The sequence below is a fragment of the Flavobacterium psychrotrophum genome, from assembly GCF_003403075.1.
GTDB classification, from domain to species: domain Bacteria; phylum Bacteroidota; class Bacteroidia; order Flavobacteriales; family Flavobacteriaceae; genus Flavobacterium; species Flavobacterium psychrotrophum.
The window spans coordinates 439712-462831 of record NZ_CP031557.1; the positions used below are offsets into that span (position 1 = coordinate 439712).

Annotated in this window: 21 protein-coding genes; 17 read left to right on the top strand and 4 right to left on the bottom strand. The window is 40.6% G+C overall.

Features of this window, described 5'->3' with window-relative positions:
* Nucleotides 1–10: 10 nt before the first annotated feature.
* The 9 genes from DYH63_RS01815 to DYH63_RS01860 all read left to right on the top strand — a co-directional run bounded on the left by DYH63_RS01815 (nt 11) and on the right by DYH63_RS01860 (nt 7544).
* Nucleotides 11–844 carry a MotA/TolQ/ExbB proton channel family protein gene (locus tag DYH63_RS01815; RefSeq protein WP_116787171.1) on the top strand — a complete coding sequence of 278 codons (834 nt, stop codon included), beginning with the start codon at nt 11–13 and terminating at the stop codon, nt 842–844.
* A gap of 95 nt (nt 845–939) precedes the next feature.
* The gene (locus tag DYH63_RS01820; RefSeq protein WP_116787172.1) at nt 940–1587 is read left to right on the top strand and encodes an ExbD/TolR family protein; all 648 of its coding nucleotides are present in this window, start codon (nt 940–942) and stop codon (nt 1585–1587) included.
* A gap of 21 nt (nt 1588–1608) precedes the next feature.
* Nucleotides 1609–2157, top strand: a complete 549-nt coding sequence (locus DYH63_RS01825; RefSeq protein ID WP_116787173.1) for an ExbD/TolR family protein — start codon at nt 1609–1611, stop codon at nt 2155–2157.
* A gap of 32 nt (nt 2158–2189) precedes the next feature.
* Complete coding sequence (locus tag DYH63_RS01830) at nt 2190–3008, top strand: energy transducer TonB (RefSeq protein ID WP_116787174.1); 819 nt, start codon at nt 2190–2192, stop codon at nt 3006–3008.
* Between the two features lie 248 nt (nt 3009–3256).
* A complete protein-coding gene (locus DYH63_RS01840) occupies nt 3257–3703 on the top strand; it encodes an energy transducer TonB (RefSeq protein WP_162926889.1) in 447 nt (148 codons plus the stop codon).
* A 1-nt stretch (nt 3704) separates the two neighbouring features.
* Entirely contained in the window at nt 3705–4628 is a 924-nt protein-coding gene (locus tag DYH63_RS01845) for a PstS family phosphate ABC transporter substrate-binding protein (RefSeq protein ID WP_162926890.1), read from the top strand.
* 42 nt (nt 4629–4670) lie between these two features.
* Nucleotides 4671–6371, top strand: coding sequence for a tetratricopeptide repeat protein (locus DYH63_RS01850; protein WP_116790717.1), 1701 nt, complete (start codon nt 4671–4673; stop codon nt 6369–6371).
* A 105-nt stretch (nt 6372–6476) separates the two neighbouring features.
* Nucleotides 6477–7109 (top strand): 7-carboxy-7-deazaguanine synthase QueE, encoded by a 633-nt coding sequence (locus DYH63_RS01855; RefSeq protein ID WP_116787178.1) that lies wholly within the window; start codon nt 6477–6479, stop codon nt 7107–7109.
* A 30-nt stretch (nt 7110–7139) separates the two neighbouring features.
* The gene (locus DYH63_RS01860; protein ID WP_116787179.1) at nt 7140–7544 is read left to right on the top strand and encodes a DUF2059 domain-containing protein; all 405 of its coding nucleotides are present in this window, start codon (nt 7140–7142) and stop codon (nt 7542–7544) included.
* A gap of 46 nt (nt 7545–7590) precedes the next feature.
* Here DYH63_RS01860 and DYH63_RS01865 read toward each other — a convergent pair whose 3' ends face one another.
* Both DYH63_RS01865 and DYH63_RS01870 read right to left on the bottom strand, forming a co-directional pair.
* Nucleotides 7591–8295 carry a class I SAM-dependent methyltransferase gene (locus tag DYH63_RS01865; protein ID WP_116787180.1) on the bottom strand — a complete coding sequence of 235 codons (705 nt, stop codon included), beginning with the start codon at nt 8293–8295 and terminating at the stop codon, nt 7591–7593.
* 23 nt (nt 8296–8318) lie between these two features.
* The gene (locus DYH63_RS01870) at nt 8319–11633 is read right to left on the bottom strand and encodes a T9SS type B sorting domain-containing protein (protein WP_116787181.1); all 3315 of its coding nucleotides are present in this window, start codon (nt 11631–11633) and stop codon (nt 8319–8321) included.
* A 336-nt stretch (nt 11634–11969) separates the two neighbouring features.
* Here DYH63_RS01870 and rpsA point away from each other — a divergent pair, with 336 nt between their 5' ends.
* The 3 genes from rpsA to DYH63_RS21205 all read left to right on the top strand — a co-directional run bounded on the left by rpsA (nt 11970) and on the right by DYH63_RS21205 (nt 14569).
* Nucleotides 11970–13754: a 30S ribosomal protein S1 gene (gene rpsA / locus DYH63_RS01875; protein WP_116787182.1), complete on the top strand. Its 1785-nt coding sequence runs from the start codon at nt 11970–11972 to the stop codon at nt 13752–13754.
* A gap of 70 nt (nt 13755–13824) precedes the next feature.
* On the top strand, nt 13825–14406 hold the full coding sequence (locus DYH63_RS01880) for an ATPase (protein ID WP_116787183.1): 582 nt from the start codon (nt 13825–13827) through the stop codon (nt 14404–14406).
* On the top strand, nt 14393–14569 hold the full coding sequence (locus DYH63_RS21205; protein WP_162926891.1) for a hypothetical protein: 177 nt from the start codon (nt 14393–14395) through the stop codon (nt 14567–14569). Before DYH63_RS01880 ends, DYH63_RS21205 begins: the two co-directional genes overlap by 14 nt.
* Nucleotides 14570–14720: 151 nt before the next feature.
* On the opposite strand, the gene DYH63_RS01885 is transcribed toward DYH63_RS21205, so the two are convergent.
* Nucleotides 14721–15266 carry a DUF4468 domain-containing protein gene (locus DYH63_RS01885; RefSeq protein ID WP_116787184.1) on the bottom strand — a complete coding sequence of 182 codons (546 nt, stop codon included), beginning with the start codon at nt 15264–15266 and terminating at the stop codon, nt 14721–14723.
* A gap of 173 nt (nt 15267–15439) precedes the next feature.
* On the opposite strand from DYH63_RS01885, the gene DYH63_RS01890 reads away from it, so the two are divergent.
* Both DYH63_RS01890 and DYH63_RS01895 read left to right on the top strand, forming a co-directional pair.
* Entirely contained in the window at nt 15440–15994 is a 555-nt protein-coding gene (locus DYH63_RS01890) for a fasciclin domain-containing protein (protein WP_116787185.1), read from the top strand.
* Nucleotides 15995–16202: 208 nt separating this feature from the next.
* A complete protein-coding gene (locus DYH63_RS01895; protein WP_116787186.1) occupies nt 16203–20141 on the top strand; it encodes a choice-of-anchor I family protein in 3939 nt (1312 codons plus the stop codon).
* Nucleotides 20142–20284: 143 nt separating this feature from the next.
* Here the strand turns inward: DYH63_RS01895 and folP are convergent, their stop codons facing one another.
* The gene (folP, locus tag DYH63_RS01900) at nt 20285–21172 is read right to left on the bottom strand and encodes a dihydropteroate synthase (protein WP_116787187.1); all 888 of its coding nucleotides are present in this window, start codon (nt 21170–21172) and stop codon (nt 20285–20287) included.
* 53 nt (nt 21173–21225) lie between these two features.
* Between folP and DYH63_RS01905 the strand changes: the two genes are divergently transcribed.
* The 3 genes from DYH63_RS01905 to DYH63_RS01915 are packed head-to-tail and all read left to right on the top strand — an operon-like array spanning nt 21226 to nt 23120.
* Nucleotides 21226–21768: a DUF1599 domain-containing protein gene (locus tag DYH63_RS01905; protein WP_116787188.1), complete on the top strand. Its 543-nt coding sequence runs from the start codon at nt 21226–21228 to the stop codon at nt 21766–21768.
* Nucleotides 21769–21824: 56 nt separating this feature from the next.
* A complete protein-coding gene (locus DYH63_RS01910) occupies nt 21825–22931 on the top strand; it encodes a MauE/DoxX family redox-associated membrane protein (RefSeq protein WP_116787189.1) in 1107 nt (368 codons plus the stop codon).
* A 3-nt stretch (nt 22932–22934) separates the two neighbouring features.
* On the top strand, nt 22935–23120 hold the full coding sequence (locus DYH63_RS01915; protein WP_116787190.1) for a hypothetical protein: 186 nt from the start codon (nt 22935–22937) through the stop codon (nt 23118–23120).

Sequence of the window (23120 nt, forward strand, 5' to 3'; positions counted from 1 at the left end):
TTTTAAAAAAATGGCAAACGCATCTGTTCAGAAAGTTGAAAAAAAGGAAGGTTCTAAGGGGTCTAATATATTTGCAGGACTTGCAATAGTTATATGTCTTTTAGTAGGTTTTGGTGTATGGAAATTTATCATGGGAGACCCTGGTAACTTTGAAGGTGGAACTACAGAAGGTCACCCTCTAGGATTTTTAGGTACAGTTTATAAAGGTGGTGTAATTGTTGCCGTACTTCTTGGCCTTTTATTAATGGCTCTTGTATTCTCTATTGAGAGGTTTATTGTAATCTCTAAAGCTGCCGGTAAAGGTAACATCGAAACGTTTGTTGCTAAAGTACAGGCTCAGATTAAAAATGCAAACATTAACGAGGCTATGGCTGAGTGCGATAAGCAACAAGGTACTGTTGCAAACGTGGTAAAAGCAGGTCTTCTTAAATATGAAGAAGTAAAACGCGAAGGTTTTGACAGCGAAAGGGCTGAGGCTGCTATCCAGCAAGAGCTTGAAGAGGCTACGTCTCTTGAAATGCCAATGCTTGAGAAAAACCTTGTAATCCTTTCTACACTTGTATCTATTGGTACACTTGTTGGTCTTCTTGGTACAGTATCTGGTATGATCAAGGCGTTCTCTGCGATGGGTGCCGGTTCTACTCCAGACTCTGCTCAGCTTGCAGTAGGTATCTCTGAAGCACTTATTAACACAGCTACTGGTATTGGTACTTCTACTGTGTCGATCATTGCTTACAACCTTTTCACAACTAAAATTGACAAACTTACTTACTCTATTGATGAGGCAGGTTTCACGATCACTCAAACTTACAGAAGGTTTAGGGCTCGTGCTAACAACGCATAATTAATACCGGGAGTTAAAAGTTTTAAATAATAAGGCAGGAAAGCGTATCTTTATGGATGCGCTTTCTGTAAGCCGGTCAGAAAATAAAAATAATAATGGCTAAAGTTAAAATACACAGGAAGAGTACAAGGATAGACATGACCGCAATGTGCGACGTGGCGTTCCTGCTGCTTTCGTTCTTTGTTATGACTGCCACTGCTAAACAGCCGGAACCAAAGCCGGTTGACCCGCCAGCATCTACAGTACTGTCTAAGCTTCCTGAGGAAGGTGTGGCTGTAATTACGATAGGTGAGAAGCAGGTTTTCTTTACAATACCAAGGTCTGCCCGTAAAGGTACCATAGAGCGTATTGCCAAAGAAAAAGGTTTGACATTTACACCAAGTGAAATAAATGCTTTTGTAGGTATGGATGGTTTTGGTGTGCCGCTTAACCAGCTTAAAGGTTTGTTAAATAAAACACCAGCACAAAGAAATATTCCGGGCCTTCAAAAAGGTATTCCTTATGATAGTATCAACGACCAGCTAAGCGACTGGGTTAAGCAGGCAAGGGAAGCTGAAAAAGCAGTTCTTGACGAGCGTATAGCAAGTGGCGAGCAGGATGTTGTTTATAAGGATATGGATGTTGCCATTAAAGGTGATGCCAAAGAAGATTATACCACTGTAAAGAGGGTGATTGATATCCTGCAGAAACAAAACAAGAACAGGTTCTTTTTAGTAACAGGATTACGTAACGAAGATTTTTAATATTATAAAGAGTAATATAAAATGGCAGAATTAAATACCGGCGGTGGCGGTGGCGACGGCAAAAAGGTAAGAAGTAAAAAAAGTAACCCCGGGGTAGACCTTACCGCGATGGTAGATTTGGCTTTCCTTCTTATTACCTTCTTCATGCTTACCACTACGCTGTCAAAACCACAGTCGATGCCTTTGGCTATGCCGGATAAAACTGAAGATCCAACAAGTAAAAATACGCCAATCCCTGAAAAGAGGATGATGACCATACTTATTGGTAAAGATAACAGGCTTTTATGGTATATGGGGAAATTTGAAACTCCAATCATACCGCCAACAGAGGCTGGTTATGGTAAAAATAGCATCAGGAAAGATATTCTTAAGAATACCGCATTTGCAAAGCAAAATGCGGATAAGCCTGATGAGGGCCTTATTGTAAACATCAAGGCAAGCGATGCAGCTAACTACAAAAACCTTGTAGATATCCTGGACGAGATGGCAATCAACAAAGTGCAGTTATATGCTATAGGTGATATTACACCGGCGGAGATTGACCTGTTGAAGAAAACGGATTTATATTAAGCTTTGGCGTTTAACCAAAATATAAGTAAATTATGTCAAAACTAGATATATTTAATAAACAGTGGATTGACCTTGTTTTTGAAGGACGTAACAAAAATTACGGTGCTTACAAGCTAAGGTCAGAAAATCCTAAAACAACTGTAGTAGCCCTTATACTGGGTTCTGTGTTTTTCGCTGCTGCCATAGGCGCACCGGTTATCATTAGCAAATTGCCTAAAGATGAAACGGCTAAGCAGGAAGAAGAACAAATTATTGAAGTAATGGATATACCGGAACCACCGGTTGAGATATTACCACCACCACCACCACCGGTTGAAGCTTATCAGGCTCCAAAATCGATAGTGGAAGAGGTTAAATTTAAGCCTCTTGAGGCGGCTAAGAAGGAAGATGTTCCTGAAGATCCGCCTAAGCAAGAGCAGTTTAAAGATGCTGACCCAAGTTCTCGTAACGCAGAGGCCAGTCCTACAGGTGATATCAACATTGGTAAGCCTTCAGGAGATCTTGATAAAGGTGTAGAAGTGCCGGATAACCAAGTCTATAACTCAGCAGGTCTTCAGGTGCAGCCTGAATTCCCGGGTGGTATAGCAGCTTTCCTTGGTTACGTTCAGAAAAACTTCAGGATTCCTGAAGTAGACCAGGACATGACCGCAAGGATCTACGTATCATTCGTAGTTGAAAAAGACGGTACACTTACAGATATTAAAGTGCTTAGGGATCCGGGTTACGGACTTGGTAAAGAAGCAATGCGCGTTCTTAAATCGGTTAAGACCAAATGGTCTCCGGGTATACAGAACGGTAAACCGGTAAGGGCTTCTTATAACCTGCCTATTACGATTAATATTAAATCATAATAAAATACAGCGATGGCATCTTACAGACGGCAACGCTACCACTCACAGAAATCGCTCAACGGGCGATTTCTGTTTGTTTTGGGCATAGCGTTTTTTCTGATTTATGTATCTTTAGGTTACATATTGATCTTTACGGATTACTTTCCGTTAAACATTTCAGCAAATGGCAGGCTTATGTTTGGCATATTGCTTATGGTATATGGTGTTTTCAGGTTCATACGTTTATGGCAATCAAGAAACGACCGATAATGAAAGCATTTTTTATACCGCTGATTTTTATTTTATTTGCTGGTGCAGCATCTGCACAGCAAATTACAGATCCTTCAAAAACATCAGCCTTACCACTTGCAGATTATATTGCCAGCACTTCGGTGCTCGATGTGCAGCCTGGCTATCCGGGAGGGATTAAAGAATTTTATAGTTTTATTGGTGATAATTTTCATGTTCCGGATGTGGATAAGGAAATGCAGGCTAAAATTTTGCTGTCATTTGTTGTAGAAAAAGATGGTACTCTTACAGATATAAAGGTATTGAGGGATCCTGGTTATGGAATGGGAGATGAGGCAGTACGGGTTTTTAAGCTTTGCCCCGAGAAATGGACACCGGGATATAAAGAAGGGCTACCCGTAAGGTGTTCTTATGTTATACCCATTACTATCAACCTTAAAAGTGCAGAGCCTCCAAAAAAAATATAATATGAAAAAGATAATCCCAGCATTGTTTGTTGTGTCTTTCCTTGGATTCGGAATTTTTATTTCCTGTAATGACAAGACAACAAGTGATAAGCAGCCGGTAGAAACCATGCTGGCCGGTACACTTACCATACAGGCTGATAATACTGTTCAGCCCATTGTTGAAGATGTGCTTGCTGTGTTTCAGAGTATTTATGCCAATGCAAAAATTACACAGGTGAACCGTAACGAGGGCGATATTGTAAACGCATTACTTAATGATTCTGCCAGTGTAGCAATATTAACGCGCACACTTACCGAAGGTGAAGAGGCGCATTTTGCTAAAGTAGGTATCAAGCCGCGTACTACGTTATTTGCTACAGATGGTATTGCTTTTGTAGCATCGCGCACGGCAAAAGATACGGTGCTGAGAATTGATGATGTTTACAGGATAATGAAAGGGGAGGAGACATCTTCGGCTAAGCAGTTGGTGTTTGACAGTGCTAACAGTAGTACAGTATCATACCTTATGGCTAAAACAGGTGTAGATAAAATCCCGTTAAAAAATGTTTATTCCCTTAAAAATACTGCCGAAGTACTTACATTTGTAGATAACAATCCCGGTGCTATTGGCGTTATAGGTGTGAATTGGCTGGTACAACCACCTGTAGAATTAGAACAAAGCATAAAAAATGTGCGTGTTCTTGGCGTCAATAATGTTAAAAAAGGAGTGGCAGGTACAGAATATTATAAACCATCGCAAAGCAATATAGCTGCAGGTTTGTACCCTTTTACACGCAATGTGTACCTGTTAAATTATCAGGGCAAACAAGGCTTAGGCATGGGATTTGCAAATTACATTGTAGCACCCGACGGACAAAGGATAATCCTCAAATCAGGACTGGTGCCGGTAAACATCCCGCCAAGGGAAATTGAAATAGTAAAATAATTAACTACTAAATAGTACAAAGGAGAAATTAAAATGACCAAAATGAAAGAATTTAAATTCCTCGGTGCGTCATTGTTGCTTGTTACAATGGCAAACGCGCAAGATGCAAACGAGGCTAAGAAAGCAATTGATGCCGAACAATACCAAAAGGCTAAAACAACATTAAAATCGCTTATTTCATCTGCCCCAGATGAAGGTAAAAATTACTTTTTGCTTGGCGATATTTACCTTACGCAAACAGAGCAGGATTCTGCGGCACTTTACTTCAATAAAGGTAAAGCGGTTAAGAACAATGCTGATTATAACAATATCGGCCTTGGCCAGATCGACCTTAATGCCGGTAATGCTGCCGGAGCACAGGCCAAGTTTGATGCTGTAGAAAAAGAGCTTAAAAAGAAAGATGTTGAGCAGCTTATTTATATAGGCCGCGCATTTATCTATGCTGAAAAGCCGGATTATAAGAAAGCTGTTGCTACACTAAACAAAGCTGTAGCTAAAGATGCTAAGAATGCGCAGGCGTTTCTTTACCTTGGTGAGGCATACTACCGTGACCGCGACCAAAACAATGCATATAAGAACTACCGTACAGCTTCTGAACTTGACCCATCATTACTAAGGGCGCAACTACAGCTTGGTGTTATTACCAAGAATACAGGTGCTGCGTTTCCGGAGGCGGTTAAATTCTTTGAAGGCATTGTAGCTAAAAGCCCTAACTATGGCCCGGTTTACCGTGAGCTTGCTGAAACATATTACAAGTGGGGTAATGTAGATTATGCTAAGAAGCCTGAATATAACGCAAAGGCACTTGAATTCTACAGAAAGTATATGAGCCTTACCGACTATTCACTTAACTCTCGTATGAGGTATGCTGACTTCCTTCTTTTAACAGGCGACTATAAGGCGCTTGAAACAGAGGCTAAGGCAATGCAGCAGATGGATAAGGTTAACCCTCGTATACTGCGTTACCTGGCGTACTCATCTTATGAGAATGGTAATTATGAAGCGAGTGTTACTGCAATGAAAGAATTTATTGCTAAGGTAGAACCTAAGCGTGTTATTGCGAGAGATTACCTGTATCTTGGCCTTGCTAAACTGGCTACCACTGTAGGTAAAGACGATAAGGGAAACAGCATCATTACAAACCAGGCTTCTTTTGATGAGGCTATTGCCGATATTAAAAAAGCTGCTGAAACTGATATTGATATTACTGCTGAGTTTAATGAGATTGGTAAAAAGCTGTTTACCCAAAAACTATATGGCCCTGCGGCTGTAGTGTTTGAGGTGGCTACTACCAACCCAAATAACAAGAATGCGTTTTATGACAACTTCTACCTTGCTTACTCAATCTACTATGGTCATGTAAACAAGTCTGATGCTGACAAGAAACTAAATGGCGAGCAGCTAAAGAAAGCAGATGCTGCACTTAATAAGGTAATTGAGCTTTCTCCGGATGCCCAGGACGCATTCCTTTTCAAAGCCAGGATAAACAAAAACCTACAGACTAACGAAGGGTATGCAGAAATGGCAAAAAGCTATGACTCATACATTACTATAGTTACAGGTAAAGGTGCTGCTGAAACAGCTAAACCAGCGGTTTCTAAAAACCTTTTAGAAGCTTATTCTGATGCCGGTGCTTACTATGTTGTTACAGATAAAGCTAAGGCTAAAGATTACTTTACAAAAGCTCTTGCCATAGCACCAACAGACAGCTATGTAAAAGGAGAGCTTGCAAAGCTTAAATAATACATTGTAAAATATATGGTTAAGGCCCTGCTAATGCGGGGCCTTACTATTTTAACACAGGGCGTAAATTAATTGCGTATCTTTGCGGCCTATTTTTTATACAAAATGTTGAAGAAGGAATTGCAGCTGGCTGTAGAAAAGGGAGTAATGCTTCCGCTAATGGAAGAGTTTTATACCATACAGGGTGAAGGTTTTCATACCGGTACAGCAGCTTATTTTATACGCGTAGGCGGTTGTGATGTAGGGTGCCACTGGTGCGATGTAAAGGAAAGCTGGAACGCAGACCTGCATCCGCCAACTGACATAAAAGACATCACGGCATCTGCTACAAAATATGCCAAAACTATTGTTATTACCGGTGGGGAACCGCTTACCTGGGATATGGGTCCCATTACGGCATCGTTAAAAGAAGCCGGAATGCGTGTGCATATCGAAACATCAGGAGCGTATAAGCTTAGCGGGGACTGGGACTGGATTTGCCTTTCGCCAAAAAAAAATAAGTTACCAACCGAAGAGGTATATGCCCATGCGCATGAGCTTAAGGTTATCATACATAATAAGCACGATTTTATTTTTGCCGAAGAGCAGGCAGCTAAAGTAAATGATAATGCCATACTCTTTTTGCAACCGGAATGGAGCAAAAAAGAAGCCATGACGCCGCTTATAGTAGATTATGTGATGGAAAATCCTAAATGGAGGGTATCGCTACAAACGCATAAATACCTGAATATACCGTAAACAAATTATAAACTACAAATACCAAACAAAATGAAAAAGTTACTTTTTGCAGTTGCATTTTTATTTGTGGCAAACTTTGCTACAGCACAAGATGCAGCTTTTAAAACCGATGTAGAAAAACTAATACAGCTTGCCGGAGCAAACTCTCAAATGGATGTTGCTAAAAAACAGGTTGTGGATATGATTCCTGCTGCAAAAAAAGAAGCCTTTGGGAAAGAGTTTGACGCTATTATAAAACCTGTAAGGGAAAAACAGGTAGCTTTTTACCTAAAAGAGTTTACACATGATGAAGTAAAGCAGCTTATTAAATTTTATGAGTCGCCGCTTGGTAAAAAAATGTCTGAAAAAGCAGTAAAGCAGGCTGAAACAAGCATACAGGATTCTCAGGAAATAGGCATGGAAATACAAGGCCTTATGATGAAATATATGCAATAATCATTTATTGCGTTGCAATGAAAATGCCGGCTAAAGCCGGCATTTTTTATACATATAATTTTGCGAGATAATCAAAGTGTTCTCCTTCGGTAACAAGTTCGCATTGAAGCCCGTTGGCGTGTGCTGCGTTCTGGAGAGTGTTATAATCAAGATACAGCCAGTCAAAATCTTCTTCCTGCTGGCCTTTGTAGCGAATGCTGAAGGTAACTTCGCCATAGTAGCCTTCGGCGGGTATCCATTTGCCGCCATCCTCATCTTCGTCAAACATATAAATAATGTCAGAGGAGTCGATTAGTATTTGCCCGCCCGTATTAAGCAGCGACTTTAATTTTTGCAGGTATGCAGATACATTTTTGAGTTTGCCAAATATACCCGTACCATTCATTAGTAAAAGTATAGTATCATATTTATTGGCGGTAGTTAAAACACGGATATCTTCGGTAAAAGCATTTTTAATGCCGCGCAGTTGGCAGGCTTTAATGGCGCTTTCAGAAATGTCTATCGCTGTTACGGTAAGTCCTTTATTTTGCAGGTAGAGGCTATGGCTTCCGGCACCGCATCCTACATCCAGTACTGCGCCTTTTGCAAGCTCCATTGCTTTTTGCTCAATAGCGGGCATATCTTCGAAGTTCCTGAACAGATATGCAACATCCATTTCATCTTCTTCGCTAATAGATGTTTCTGTAATGATGTCTTCTGGGGTGTTTCCGGTTTGGTAGTCCAGTATTGCTTTGCCAAAAAGGTCTTTCATAATCTACTTTATTTACGGCAAAGTTACCTAATAAGTGCAAAATGCCCGCGATATTCTTTGCCATCTTGTCGATGTACTACAAACCAATAGTCAGTACTTGGTAGCGGAGATCCGTTTAATGTACCATCCCAGCCTTCGCTATCGGTTCTTAAACCTGTAATAAGTTTACCAAAGCGATCATAAATGTATATCATAAGATCCGGTTCTGCTATGGATGAGAATTTTATACGCCAGGTTTCGTTTATATTGTCGCCATTTGGTGTAAAATATTTAGGATAGGAGAGTAGGTAGGTAATTACCGGTCCATCGCCGCCACATCCCAGTTTATCTCTTGCATAAACAGTATATTTTCCGGGAGGCAATCCGCTGAAAATGTTGCTATCCTGCCAGATGTAGTTATCAAGTGAATATTCTATATGTTCTTGAGCAGCTCCTGCAGAGCCTGCGGTTATGGTTATGGTGTTATCCATTTCGGTCCAGTCAGTAATATCTACCTGTTTTATCGCTGCTGCTGCTGTGGTAGTAAGTGTAATGGTTTTAGCATCGGTACATAAATTACTATTGGTAACCGTGATGGTATAATCTCCGGCATGCTCAGGGTAAATACTTTGCGTGGTTTCTCCGGTAGACCATTCATACATTATATAACCGCTATCTGCTATAAGGGCATTGGGCTGACCTTCGCATCCATGCTGGTTTTGGTTCATGGTGAGTTCAGGCATCCGGAGTGGCACTAACCTAAACGTGTTTATTGCATAACATGCAGGTGTGTTAATTAGTGTTGCCCTTGCATAAATGGTTGTAATGCCTGAAACCGTAGCATTTGCGCCAATCTGGTTTATGCCTTGTGAAGCATCGGCCAGTGAGAAATGATAGGATATGTTTACGTTAGCTGCTGTTTGGCTGCCTCTTATTATGTTGTCTTGTTGAGAAAGGTCATATGATTCGACAAGGTCGTTACCTGCATCACATTGTGTCAGGTCTGCTGCGGGATAAGCGTTAACGGGAGGAGGCAGGTTAGATACATTAAAAACCAGTGTTTCATCATGCCCGCACGGATCCTGTACCTTTACTGTATAAATGGCAGGGTCGAGCCCGTTAAATGTACTGTTGTTTCCGTTATTTAGGGTAAACGGTATGTTGTTTTTGTGAGTAATGGTATAGGTCATAGGAGATACACCTTCGGTATTTATCCTGATATTGGCGGTGCTGCCGCCGCAGTTAAGCAATTCAGCGCCTAAAACCTTAAGGTCGTTATAGTAAGAAAAGTCATAAATGGGTTCTGTACAGTCTTTAATACCATCAGTTGCTGCCGTGCTAAAAGCCCTATATGTTTTTAATACCCTGTAATGGCCTGTTGGGTACATAAGGCTGTATGTTAGGGTATTGTTTGTAAGGGCTATGCTATTTGTTGCGCTTATAATAGTACCATCATATTGCATACTGCCATCAGGGTGCCCCCAAATACCGGTGCCTGCTCCGTATTCGCGCTGCAGCCAAAATTTTACTGATGCTGTGGGAGTACCTGTGTGGTACATTTCGAGGTCAAAAGAACCACAGTAAGGCGTATAGGTAAAATCATTACGCGAAATTTCATTTCCTACTATGGCAATGCTTTTTGTTACGGTACCCTCACAGGCATTTGTGAGTGAAAAGGTATAATTGCCCGGCGGTATTCCTTCAAGGTAAACGTCGCCATCCGGATTAATAAGATTAGAAATGTTTTGTGGTAACAATTGGCTGTAAGCTGCCGGTGCGGCTGTAATGCTGGCAGCCGTTAAATTTTTAGTAAGCATTACAGTGCCCATACCGGGGGCACAATCCTGGCGTTGTAATACGGCAATTGTAGAAAAGGTATAGTCTGGAACAACCACAACAGTAGGCGGTTTGTAATGATAGCCGCAGGTGTTATAAACATCAAAAATATAAGTTCCCGGAGGTAGCCTGTCAAGTTTAAGCCCTTCGGCAGGGATAACAAATGCGCTTACGTCTTGTGGTAGTGTGGCGCTGTACATTGTAATGTATTCTGGCGGTGCACTTGTGATTTTTATGGTTTGTATTTCGCGTGGAGCAATTGCTACAGTTATTGACCCAAGATTGTTAATACAGTCGCTGTTAGAAGCGCTCCCGTTTGCTACAGGATCAGGATCAGGCAAAAGTTCCTTTTTTGCAGTAGCGGTATTTCCGCAGGCATCGGTAATTTTTATTTCGTAGGTGCCGTTTGGTACACCATTTTGCTCATCGCCAAAGATGTTGAGTACATCGTTAAAAGGCCCGGGATATAAAGAATTAAGAGAAGCCGGGAAAAAACCGGGAGGTGACTGTATGAAAGATGCATTGTAAGGAGGTACAAACTTATCAAGAGATAACAGTACTACTTTGTTGCAGCCTACATCGTCAAAATTTAAAAAAGCGTATAGTTTTTCTTTAACAAGGTTTTGTGGTAGCGAATAGTTATTTCCGCAAGGATCAGTAACTACCAGATCATAATAGTAAGGGGTGTCATAATAAAAAGGAATTACCTGTTCTATTACCTCATAGTCGTCACTGCCGGTTGTAATTGTTTGTGTGAAATGCTGTAATGCCCCTCCGTCGGGAGGATATACTGTAAATGTGGCAGTAAGAGGATATGCAATAACAGGGGTTGTAAGATGTGTAATGGGGTTGCCTACTGTTATATGATTACAATCTGGTAATGCAGAGTCTGGAAATTTGGCCGGGCCAATGTTAAGAACAGGTGCTTTAGAAAAAACATTTAAAGATACTACCGGTGCGCTTCCGCAGGCATCTGTAGCCTTGATCATGTAAAATCCGGTGGGCAGGTTTTGAAATGTGTTAGATGCCTGGGCAGGCGCGGTAACAGGGCCTGATATTATTTCATAGCTAACCGCTGTGCCTGTTGTTGTAGTTGCACTTATTGTGCCGTCATTTCCGCACACGGCATCTGTAGCCAGTGCTGTAAAGCTAAACAAAACAACTTTATTTTCTATCTCAACAGTTGCTTCACCTGTCTGGTTTATGCCATTAAGAGTTTGGGTTGCTACTACTTTATAGGTGCCTGCCTGTTGCCCTGAGAGTGTACCTGAAGGACCGTCATAAATGGCAATACTAACGTTTGGAAGCTTATATATTTTGTAATTTATAGTACCCTGTTGTACAGCGCCGGTAGCGCTAAAGGTGAGGGTGCCATTACCTGTGCAGGTTTCGGGTGTTGCTGTTGCCTGTAATGCAATAGTTTGCGCGCCGGTAGTTAACACAAACAAAAGCGTTACTAATAAAAACGCTATTTTGTTAACCCGGAAACTGCTAAATATTTTTTGTTGGTTTGAGGTAATCATAATTAAAATTAAGTTTTATTGCACTTAATTTTCTTTTTTAATTGCCCCACAAGGTAATTAAAAAATATTTTTCAAAAAACATGAATACTATTTATTTGATAAAAGTTATAGCTGTAACAAAACATTCTGGTTTTAAAGAAATATTAACTGCTGTTTGCACCTTATTGATGTAATAATTGTTTGTTAATCATTAAAATAGTTGTAATTTTGCGCACCTTTTCGGCATAATGGGTTACGATAAGGATTTTAAAATCATTTTTTATGTAAAACGCTTCTGCTGTTTTATTTATGCTTTTAACCCGTATAAAACGCAGGATACAAATTTTAAGGATCAGCATGTCTGAACAAACAAAAACAAACGAAGAGTTTCTACAGGAATTTAACTGGCATAACTTTGAAGAAGGTATTGACCCGGTAGATGAGCAAAACCTAAGGGAATTTGAAACTCTTGTTGAGAAAACTTTCATCTCGACTGACAGTGACGAAGTAGTAGAAGGTACAGTAGTAAGAATCACTGACAGGGATGCAATTGTTGATATCAACGCTAAGTCGGAAGGTGTTATTTCTCTTAACGAATTCCGTTACAACCCAGGTCTTAAAGTGGGTGACAAAGTAGAAGTACTTATCGACGTTCGCGAAGACAAATCAGGCCAGTTAGTTCTTTCTCACAAGAAAGCACGTACTATCAAGGCTTGGGACAGGGTTATCAATGCTAATGAAACTGGCGAGATCGTTAATGGTTTCGTTAAGTGCAGGACTAAAGGTGGTATGATCGTTGACGTTTTCGGCATCGAGGCATTCCTTCCAGGTTCTCAGATAGACGTAAAACCTATCAGGGATTACGATCAGTATGTAAACAAAACTATGGAGTTTAAAGTTGTGAAAATCAACCACGAATTTAAAAACGTTGTTGTATCTCACAAAGCTCTTATCGAAGCTGATATCGAAGTTCAGAAAAAAGAAATCATCGGGCAGCTTGAAAAAGGCCAGGTACTTGAAGGTGTTGTTAAAAACATTACTTCTTACGGTGTATTCATCGACCTTGGAGGTGTTGACGGTCTTATCCACATCACTGACCTTTCTTGGAGCCGTATTAACCACCCAAGTGAAGTTCTTGAACTTGACCAGAAACTTAACGTTGTTATTCTTGACTTTGATGACGAGAAAACACGTATCCAGCTTGGTCTTAAGCAACTACACCCACACCCGTGGGATGCTCTTGACGGCAACCTGAAAGTAGGTGACAAAGTTAAAGGTAAAGTAGTAGTTATTGCTGACTACGGTGCATTTATCGAAGTTGCTGAAGGTGTAGAAGGACTTATCCACGTTTCTGAAATGTCTTGGTCTACGCACCTAAGATCTGCTCAGGATTTTGTTAAAGTTGGTGATGAGATAGAAGCAGTTATCCTTACACTAGACAGGGAAGACCGTAAAATGTCTCTTGGTATCAAACAACTTTCTCAAGACCCATGGACTGATATCACTTCTAAATACCCTGTAGGCTCTCGCCACTCAGGTATCGTGAGAAACTTTACAAACTTTGGTATATTCGTTGAGCTTGAAGAAGGTATCGACGGTCTTATTTACATCTCAGACCTTTCTTGGACTAAGAAAATTAAGCACCCAAGTGAGTTTGTAAACGTAGGTGATAAACTTGATGTTGTAGTTCTTGAACTTGATGTTGACGGACGTAAACTTTCTCTTGGACACAAACAAACTCAGGCTAACCCTTGGGATAAATATGAAGATAGCTTTGCTGTAGGTACTGTACATACAGGTGAGATATCTGAAATTGTGGACAAAGGTGCTACTGTAGAATTTGGAGACGATATCGTTGCCTTCATACCTGCACGCCACCTTGAGAAAGAAGACGGAAAAAAACTTAAAAAAGGCGAATCTGCTGATTTCAAAGTTATTGAGTTCAACAAAGAATTCAAGCGTGTTGTAGCTTCTCACACTGCCACATTTAAGGATGAGGAAGAGAAAAACTACAGGTCTCAGTCTGAAAACAACAACAATACTTCATCTTCTAGCAACAATGCAGAAAAGAGCACTCTTGGTGACCTTGACGTATTAGCTGAGCTGAAAGAAAGAATGGAAAGAGGAGAGAACAACAAATAATCTCTTACAACCATTTTAAATACAGAAACCTCCGCAGTAATGCGGAGGTTTTTTTGTTATATTTGTTACAATGGAAAAAACACTTTATGTTATTGCAGGCTGTAACGGTGCCGGGAAAACAACAGCATCCTTTACCATATTACCTGAAATATTAAATTGTAAAGAGTTTGTAAATGCAGATGAAATCGCCAGAGGGCTCTCACCATTTCAACCTGAAACAGTTGCTTTTGAAGCCGGCCGCATAATGCTTAATCGTATTAACGAACTTTTAAAAGAGGGTAAGACTTTTGCCATAGAAACAACACTGGCCACTAAAAGCTATAAGTCTAAAATACTTGAAGCGCAGCAAAGTGGCTATAAAGTTACACTGCTGTTTTTTTGGCTTGAAAATGTAGATATGGCTATAACCCGGGTAGCAACCCGTGTATCAGAAGGAGGGCACAATATTCCGGAAGATGTAATAAGGCGAAGGTATATGGGCGGGATAAAGAATTTATTTAGTATTTATATAGATATTGTAGATGAAGTAATTGTTGTAGATAATTCGAGAGACTATTCGGTTGCTGTTGCGGAAAAAATTAAAAATCACAAGTTGACAATTTTAGATAATAAAAGATTTGATAAAATAAAGAGGTTACATGGAAGAGAGTAAACGAACCCCGCATCAGCAAAAAATTGTTGACGCGCTGGCAAAAGTTCACGATGATCTTTTGGCTTTTAAAAAGAGGATGAATAGTCCGCTTGTAGTAATGCAAGGCGACCAGATTGTTAAGATAAAGCCATGGCTTGATGAAAAAATACAAGTAGAAAAATAGTAAAAACCTCCGCAGTAATGCGGAGGTTTTTTTGTTATATATTTGGAGTAAAACTATGCTATGTTAGCAACAAATTTTTTTGCATGGTACTTAAAAAGAAGCAATACATTTAGGTCAGAAAAAACATACATTTTGGTTTTTGCAAATAATTCTACCAACTCGTTTTGGCTGCTCCATCCTCTTTTTTCAGTTCATTAGCTAAAATCCTTATAGAGGCATTAAAATTATCTTCGACAATTTTTTTTGTTTCTGCATCAACAACTTTTCCTTTAGCATTCCAGTAAGAATCAAACGGGAAACGTGTTTTTTCTCCATCCTTTACTTCGGTGTAAATCTCAATATTTGAATAAGTAATTTTTAGCATACTTTCTTTAACTTCAAGATTAGCTTTATAATCGGCCAGATATACGGTTTCAGTGCCATTTTTTTTAACGCTTTTAATACCGTTATTGGCTGTTTCAATAGTTATTGTCCTGTTTTGGTCATCGCTGCTAACAACGTCTCTTACTCCGGCATATCTTTTTTGAATATATTTTTTTGTCCTTGCGTATAGCGAATCGGAAGATATTCCGTCGAAATTTAAAACAACATAATTTTGAGTAATATCTTTCTTAGAAGCTAATCCGGTTCTTGTTGCTACAAGTTCCTGAGAAAATCCTGTACTGCAAATCAGTAGAAATAATAATAGTGTTTTCATAAGATAATTAATTTGGGGTTTATTGTTGTGTAGTATCAAAGTTAGAGGTTAGTCTTCCTTATTTTTTCTTAAAAATATTGTGCTGTAGTTAATCTTTTCTAAAATTCAACTTCCCTAAAAACCGTGGTTTGTCTTCGGGCGTATATGTCCCTATAATCTTTAACAAACAGATCATGAAAACTCCAAAATTTTTATCAGCAGCAATTGTTGCTTTTACAATGTTTATTAGTGGCGCTACAGTAGCGCAGACAAAAATGGTAGGTGGCGCGGCCATGTACCCTACAAAAAATATTATAGAGAATGCCGTTAACTCTAAAGATCACACTACACTTGTTGCAGCAGTAAAAGCAGCTGGCCTTGTAGAAACACTTAGTGGCAAAGGGCCATTTACGGTTTTTGCACCTACAAATGCAGCTTTTGATAAATTACCAAAAGGTACTGTAGACAACCTGCTTAAGCCGGAGAATAAAAAAATGCTTACGTCTGTACTTACATACCATGTGGTAGCCGGTAAATGGAGTGCTGCAGATATTGCTGCAGCCATTAAAAAAGGCAATGGCTCTTATGAAGCTAAGACCGTACAGGGTGGCAAGCTATGGTTTAAAATGGATGGAAAAGACCTTTGGGTAATTGACGAAAAAGGAGGAAAAGCAAAAGTTACTATTGCAGACGTTAACCAGAGTAATGGTGTTATACATGTGGTTGACACAGTATTGATGCCAAAATAATTTTTTAAAGGGAGTTCGCATCTCGCAATTAAGCCTCGCAATACTATTGCGAGGCTTTTTCTTTACCTAATTGTTAACGGTATGCTATTTCGTTTACGTTGCGTAAACATTAAACAGAAGTATGGTAATGTAGCATTGTTCTTAATTTAAAGGTGGTGTAATGTAGTTGCTACAATTTTGCAGGTATTATTTAACTACAACACAAACCATGATTAAAAACTACACGAAAAATTTTTTGCTACTGGGAGGTTTGCTTCTTGCAAACGCCGCTGGAGCTCAAACACTCGTTCATTACTGGAATTTTAACAATCCGGCCAGTGTGTCAAGCATTACGGCTGTATCGCAGTCTATAGTGGGCAGTCCATCTATAAATGCTGTGGCAGGCGGTACAAGTTTTATTGAATTTGATGGAGGTACAGGACAAAATTTTGATGTCGAAAACCTAAATGCACAAAACAGCGATGCAGCCGGAACCCACCTGCGCTTTAGTAACCCTATAGGTGGTGCGCTTGTTTTTGCAGTTCCTACTACAGGATATGAAAATGCGATTGTGCAGTTTGCTACAAGACGTTCAGGGTCAGGAGCAGGCACACAGCAATGGTCGTATTCTACAGATGGTACTACTTTTATTGCTTTTAATACAGTAAACCCTAATAATGGTAACCCCGCACTTGCAACGCTTGATTTTAGTGCTATACCTGCAACAGACAATAACCCGAACTTTAAACTTAAAGTTGAATTTATTGTAGGCCCGGGTGGCGATGGTGGTAATAACCGCTTTGACAATTTTACACTTAAAGCCGCACCTCAGGCCGGTACTGTAGATACTACAGCACCTGTTGTAACGCTTACACCAGCGGCTAACAGCACAAATGTAGCTGTTAATACTCCAATAACTATTGCATTTAATGAAGCTGTGAGGCTTATAAATGATACCGCTATAACTAATGCAAACGTAGCATCTCTTGTAGAACTGCGCCAGGGTAGTGCAACAGGTACTCCGGTAGCGTTTACGGCCGTTTATGCTAATAATACTATAACTATAACACCTGCAGCCACACTTGTTAATAACCAGCAATATTATGTTGCGCTATTGCCAAATAAGGTTGAAGATGCAAGCAATAATGCTGTAACAACAGCAGTTGCATCGGCTTTTACAACTATCGCCGTGCAAACACAGCTTACCGCAGGAGATATGGCCTTTGTAGGCTACAGGATGAATGCAACCGATGCTGACGACCAGATAGCGCTTGTAACTTTTGTAGATATTGCCGCCGGTACCATGATAAACTTTACCGATGCTAAATATACCACAAACACGCCTGCACAATGTACAGGTGGTTTTGTATGGACGGCTAACAGCTGCCTGCCTGCAGGATCTGTTATAACAATACAAACAGATACCCTTGTGGCAAACACAGGTACTGCAACCGGTAGTGGTTTTGGCCTTAGCTCTAATGGCGACCAGGTAATTGTGTACACAGGTACTGCTGCTGCGCCTAACTATATTACAGCGCTAACCTCTATAGGGTGGGTTGCAACAAATGCGTCGTGTAGCGGTAGCGCCTCTATGCTTCCTGCGGGCCTTACAGATTTGGTTTCTGCATCTAACCTTAGTACTGCTGCGGGTAACGTGGCAGGCAATACAGTAAATGCTTACTATAACGGTATTCAGGCAGGAACTGCTGCAGCACTTAAGCTGGCTATACTAAACCCTGCAAACTGGGTAGGTGTAGCAGGGGGAACTGCTGCACAGGTATGGCCGGCGTGGGCATTTCCATCATCGCCATCTGTACAATCTGCTTTAGTAGTAAACAATACTACCATACAGCTTACATTTAATAACGAGCTAGATGCCCAGGCAGCTGCGGCAGTAGCTAATTATACGGGTATTAGTGGCCTTGCAACGGCTACGGTAGCAGCTAATGTTGTAACACTTACTTACAGCACGGCATTTGCTGCCGGTACTGCTTATGAGCTTACGGTAAATAATGTAGAAGACGAAGCCGGACTTACAATGGCATGCCCTTACACATTCAGCTTTAACTACAATACAACTGTTTCTTTTGAAGAGACTTTTGTAGTGGTTAATGAGGGTGTAGGTACACTAAACTTTGTTGTAAACCTTGAAAACCCGGGCGTAGGATCTGTAGATCTTGTGGTTAAAGGAGCTCCTTTTAGCACTGCCGACAGTAATGATTTTACGTTTGCTACACGCACGCTAAACTTTACGGGTTCGAGCGCGCTTACACAAACCATTTCTATCCCGGTTATTGATGACACTATTGCAGAGCAGGCAGCAGAGTATTTTGTACTTAGCCTTGAAAACCCTGTGGGTGTAACTATAGATGGCGATACTTTTGCTACAATATACATTAAAGATAATGACGTGGTAGCACCACAACCGGATAACAGCATATCTCTAAATTATGTAAGGAGCTTTGACCCGTCTGGCGCTAATGATAGCACTTGCGAAATTGTAGCCTATGACCCTGTTAGTAAAAGGCTGTTTGCTACAAGCGCTGTAGAGGGCAGGCTTGACATTGTAAACTTTGCTAACCCGGAAGCTCCTGTAACAGTATCTTCTATAAACATGGCGCCTTATGGTGGTGTTACCAGTGTAGCGGTTAAAAATGGCGTTCTTGCTGTAGCTTCGCCAAATACCGAAGAACATCTTAACGGTTCAGTAGTGTTTTTTGATACTAACGGAACGTTTCTTAAGCAGGTAACTGTTGGCGCATTGCCGGATAACGTGTCTTTTACACCGGATGGTACAAAAGTACTTACTGCTAACGAAGGCCAGCCAAACAGCGATTATAGTATAGACCCGGAAGGATCTGTAAGTATTATAGATATTAGCGGTGGCGTTGCAAACCTTACCCAGGCTAATGTAAATACACTATTGTTTACAGCTTACAATGGTGAGGCTGCACAAAATGCACTTATTGCATCGGGTGTACGTAAACTAAAGCAGTCCAGCAGTATGTCTCAGGATTTTGAACCGGAGTATATAACTACAAGTGCTGACTCTCAAAAAGCATGGGTTACTCTTCAGGAAAATAATGCTATTGCAGAGATTAATCTTGCTAACGGTACCATTGCAGATGTTTGGGCGCTTGGCACTAAAGATATGAGCATACCGGGTAACGGTTTTGATATTTCAGATAATAATGATGAGGTACTTATTGCTAACTGGCCGGTAAAAACATATTTTATGCCTGATGGTGCTGCTACTTACAGCGTGGGTGGTGTTAACTACATCGTAACGGCTAATGAAGGCGACGAAAAAGAATATACAGGTTTTGTAGAGCGTACTACAATAGGGGCAAACAGCTATGTGTTAGATGCAGCTGCTTTCCCGAATGCTGAGGTGCTTAAAAAATCGTTTAATGCAGGAAGGTTCAGGGTTACCGCATTTGATGGTAAAAATGATGCCGGTACCGCTTATGATGAGATATTTGCTTTAGGATCGCGTTCATTCTCAATTTTTAATGCAGATACAAAAGCACTTGTATATGATAGTGGTGACGATTTTGAATTATTTACATCAACAAATCCTGCTATAAGCAGTTTGTTTAACTCAGATAGTGAAGACAATAGCCCAAAAAGCCGCAGTCGTGCAAAAGGTCCTGAGCCCGAAGGTGTGGCAATTGCACATATTGCTGACAGGGTATTTGCTTTTATAGGCCTTGAAAGGATAGGTGGCGTTATGGTATATGATGTAACAGATCCTAACAATGTAAAGTTTACAGATTATAAAAACAGCCGTACGGTATCTGCTTATGGTGGCGATAATGGCCCGGAAGGAATTATATACATTAGTAATACAGATAGCCCTGACAACAAGCCTTATGTTATTATAGCTAATGAAATAAGCGGTACGCTTACCATTTTTGAAGTAAATACAGAAAGCCTTAGCCTGCCGGATTATACACAAAATCCTAAAACTTTTGTGGTATTCCCTAACCCGTCAGAAAGCGGTACGGTTTACTTTAACCGTATGGCCGACGTAGAAGTATATGATTATAGTGGCAAGCTGGTACATGCAGCTAAAGATGCCCTTACTATAGATACTCACAAACTTGCTTCAGGTATTTACCTTGTAAAAACATCTGAAGGTATTGTGAAAAAACTCATCATAAAGTAGTGTTAGTTTCGTGTTTTTAATTTTTTCCATCCGGAAAAAATATGATCCTGCCCGTTCCTGGGCAGGATTTTTTTTCGTTTATATTATCTCACAGAGAAACTCAAGGCAGATAAAAAATTAACTAAACGACCTTGTGATTGAACTTATAGGACTATAATGGTGTTTTTCATTGTGAGACTTTGTGCCTCCTTCGCGAAACTTTGTGTTACCCCCAACTGTCCAACTATCCGCACCGCTTCTATTGCCTCTTTTACATCATGCACCCTTAGTATCTTCGCACCTTTTAATAACGAAACCGTATTTAAAACCGTGGTTCCATTAAGTGCTTCCTGTGGTGTAGTGCCAAGTAGTTTATAAATCATCGATTTTCGTGAAATGCCACTCAGCAATGGTAGTCCTGTAATCTGGGAGAATAGTTCGAGCTTGCTCATAACCTCATAATTCTGTTCCAGTGTTTTGGCAAACCCAAACCCGGGATCGATTATAATATCTTCAATGCCCTGTTTACGTGCGGCAGCTATTCTTTCGCTAAAGTAAAAAAGCATCTCGTGCATGATGTCATCATACTGCGTAAGGGTTACCATAGTTTGCGGATTGCCGCGCATGTGCATCATGATATAGGGTACTTTATACTTGCCTACTGTTTCGAGCATGGTATCGTCCAGCAGTCCGGCGGCAATGTCATTAATAATGGCAGCTCCGGCTTTAATAGCGGCTTTGGCAACCTTAGCCCGAAACGTGTCAATAGATATAAGTGTGCCGGGAAACTGTTGTAGTACAAGTTCAACAACAGGTACTATGCGCTCTATTTCTTCCTGTTCGGTTACAAACGCGGCATTGGGCTTGCTGGAATAGGCACCAATGTCTATAAAGGTGGCGCCATCGGTAAGCATTTTTTCTGCCTGGGCCAGTAGTGTGTTTTCATCTTTATATTTACCGCCGTCAAAAAAAGAGTCAGGCGTGCAGTTTAAAATCCCCATTACTTTTGGGGTGCTGAGGTCGATAAGCCTGCCGTTACAGTTGATGTACATAAGCTGATTTTTTACTACATTTGAAAAAAATTCATACAAAGATACTACTTATAATGAGCAACACCTCGCAGCAATATGACAAGGTAATAGCCGCTTGCAGGCAATTGTATACAAATAAAATGAAAGACTACGGTGCAGCATGGCGCATACTACGTTTACCATCGCTAACCGACCAGATATTTATAAAGGCACAACGCATACGCAGCCTTCAGGAAAATGAGGTGCGCATGGTAAACGAAGATGAGACCGGCGAGTTTATAGCAATCGTAAATTACTCTGTTATGGCGCTGATACAAATGGAACTGGGCATCGCTACCCAGCCGGACCTTGACGCTGAAGAGGGGACACGCCTGTATAACGAAAAAGTAGAATTGACCAAAAACCTGATGCTGGCCAAAAACCATGATTATGGTGAGGCGTGGAGGGATATGCGTGTAAGTTCGCTAACCGACCTGATCCTGCAAAAACTGCTTCGTGTAAAACAGATAGAAGATAACAAAGGCAAAACCCTGGTGAGCGAAGGCATAGATGCCAACTACCAGGATATGCTTAATTATGCGGTGTTTGCCCTTATACATATAGGCTTTGCGCAATAACAACTCATTAACAAAAGGCATTGGTTTATGCCTTATTTTTGAGAAAACTAATTAAAATGAACAATTCAAAGCAATACATTTCTTACACCTTAAGAGGTTTTGTAGCCTTTTTATTCCTCATATCGGCGGTAGCTAAATTATATCCGTCGCCTTATTTTGCCATCTCTACCTTCGAAATGAAACAGCTGGTACCACTCGGGTTTTCTGAAGGGTTAGCAGTATATTTTTCGCGTATACTTATAGGGGCAGAGTTTGCATTGGGGCTTTTGCTGCTACAGCCGCATTACCTTAAAAGGTTTGTAATACCGGCTACCATAGCATTGCTTGCGGTATTTGCCATACACTTAACCTACACTATATTTAGTGCCGGTAATTCTGGCAACTGTGGTTGCTTTGGAGAACTACTGCCTATGACACCGCTGGAATCGGTATTTAAAAATATCGTAGCGATAGGCCTGCTGATATGGTTGTACAAAATACTGCCTGTAGGGGCTGACCGTAATAATTTTGCGATACTTACATCGGTACTTTTTGCGTCGATACTATTTATATTTATGCTTACGCCAATAGCAAGGCAAACATCAAACACTTTTGATATAGGGGAGCCTATACCCGAAGAAGCTGCTTTGGATAGCCTTGCCACTGAGCCTTTAGCACCTATAACGCCAACAGAAGCTACAATACCAACGGCTGCGATTCCTGCTACACAGGCAACGCCAGCCACAGCAGCCACTCCTGCCACAGCCGCAACAACACCTGAAGCACCTGCCGGGCCTGCACAAAAAAAGTCGGTTTATTCACAATTTTTTGCAGGGGCAGATAAAGGTAAAAAGATAATAGGATTATTTGCACCGGGTTGCGAGCACTGTCGTGAGACCGCGAAGCAACTTACCGAAATGAAGGCGAAGGATAAAAACTTCCCTGACCTGTATATCATTTTTATGGATGAGGAAGCCGACCTGATTCCGGACTTCTTTAAGTTTGCCGGTAAAGAATATCCTAACAAGGTGCTTGATGTGCCATCGTTCTGGAAAGTGCTGGGCAATAGCAAAGATACCCCGGGCGTTATCTACCAGTGGAATGGTAACGAAATAAAAAGTTGGGATGGTATAAACGAAAAGAAATTTGTAACATCTGAACTGCTAAAAGCGCTAAAAAAATAATCTATGCTAAGTAAAAGGATAAAGCCGCTTATCATAGCGCTGGTACTGTATTTTATAGGATTTTTTCTCTATAAATTTTCTAACGGCAATATGCTGCTGGTAGTGCCGGGTGCAATTTTTATGTTTGCAGGACTGGTAATGAATGTTATTTTTATGATAAGGATGCTAAAAGACGTATTAAACAAATAA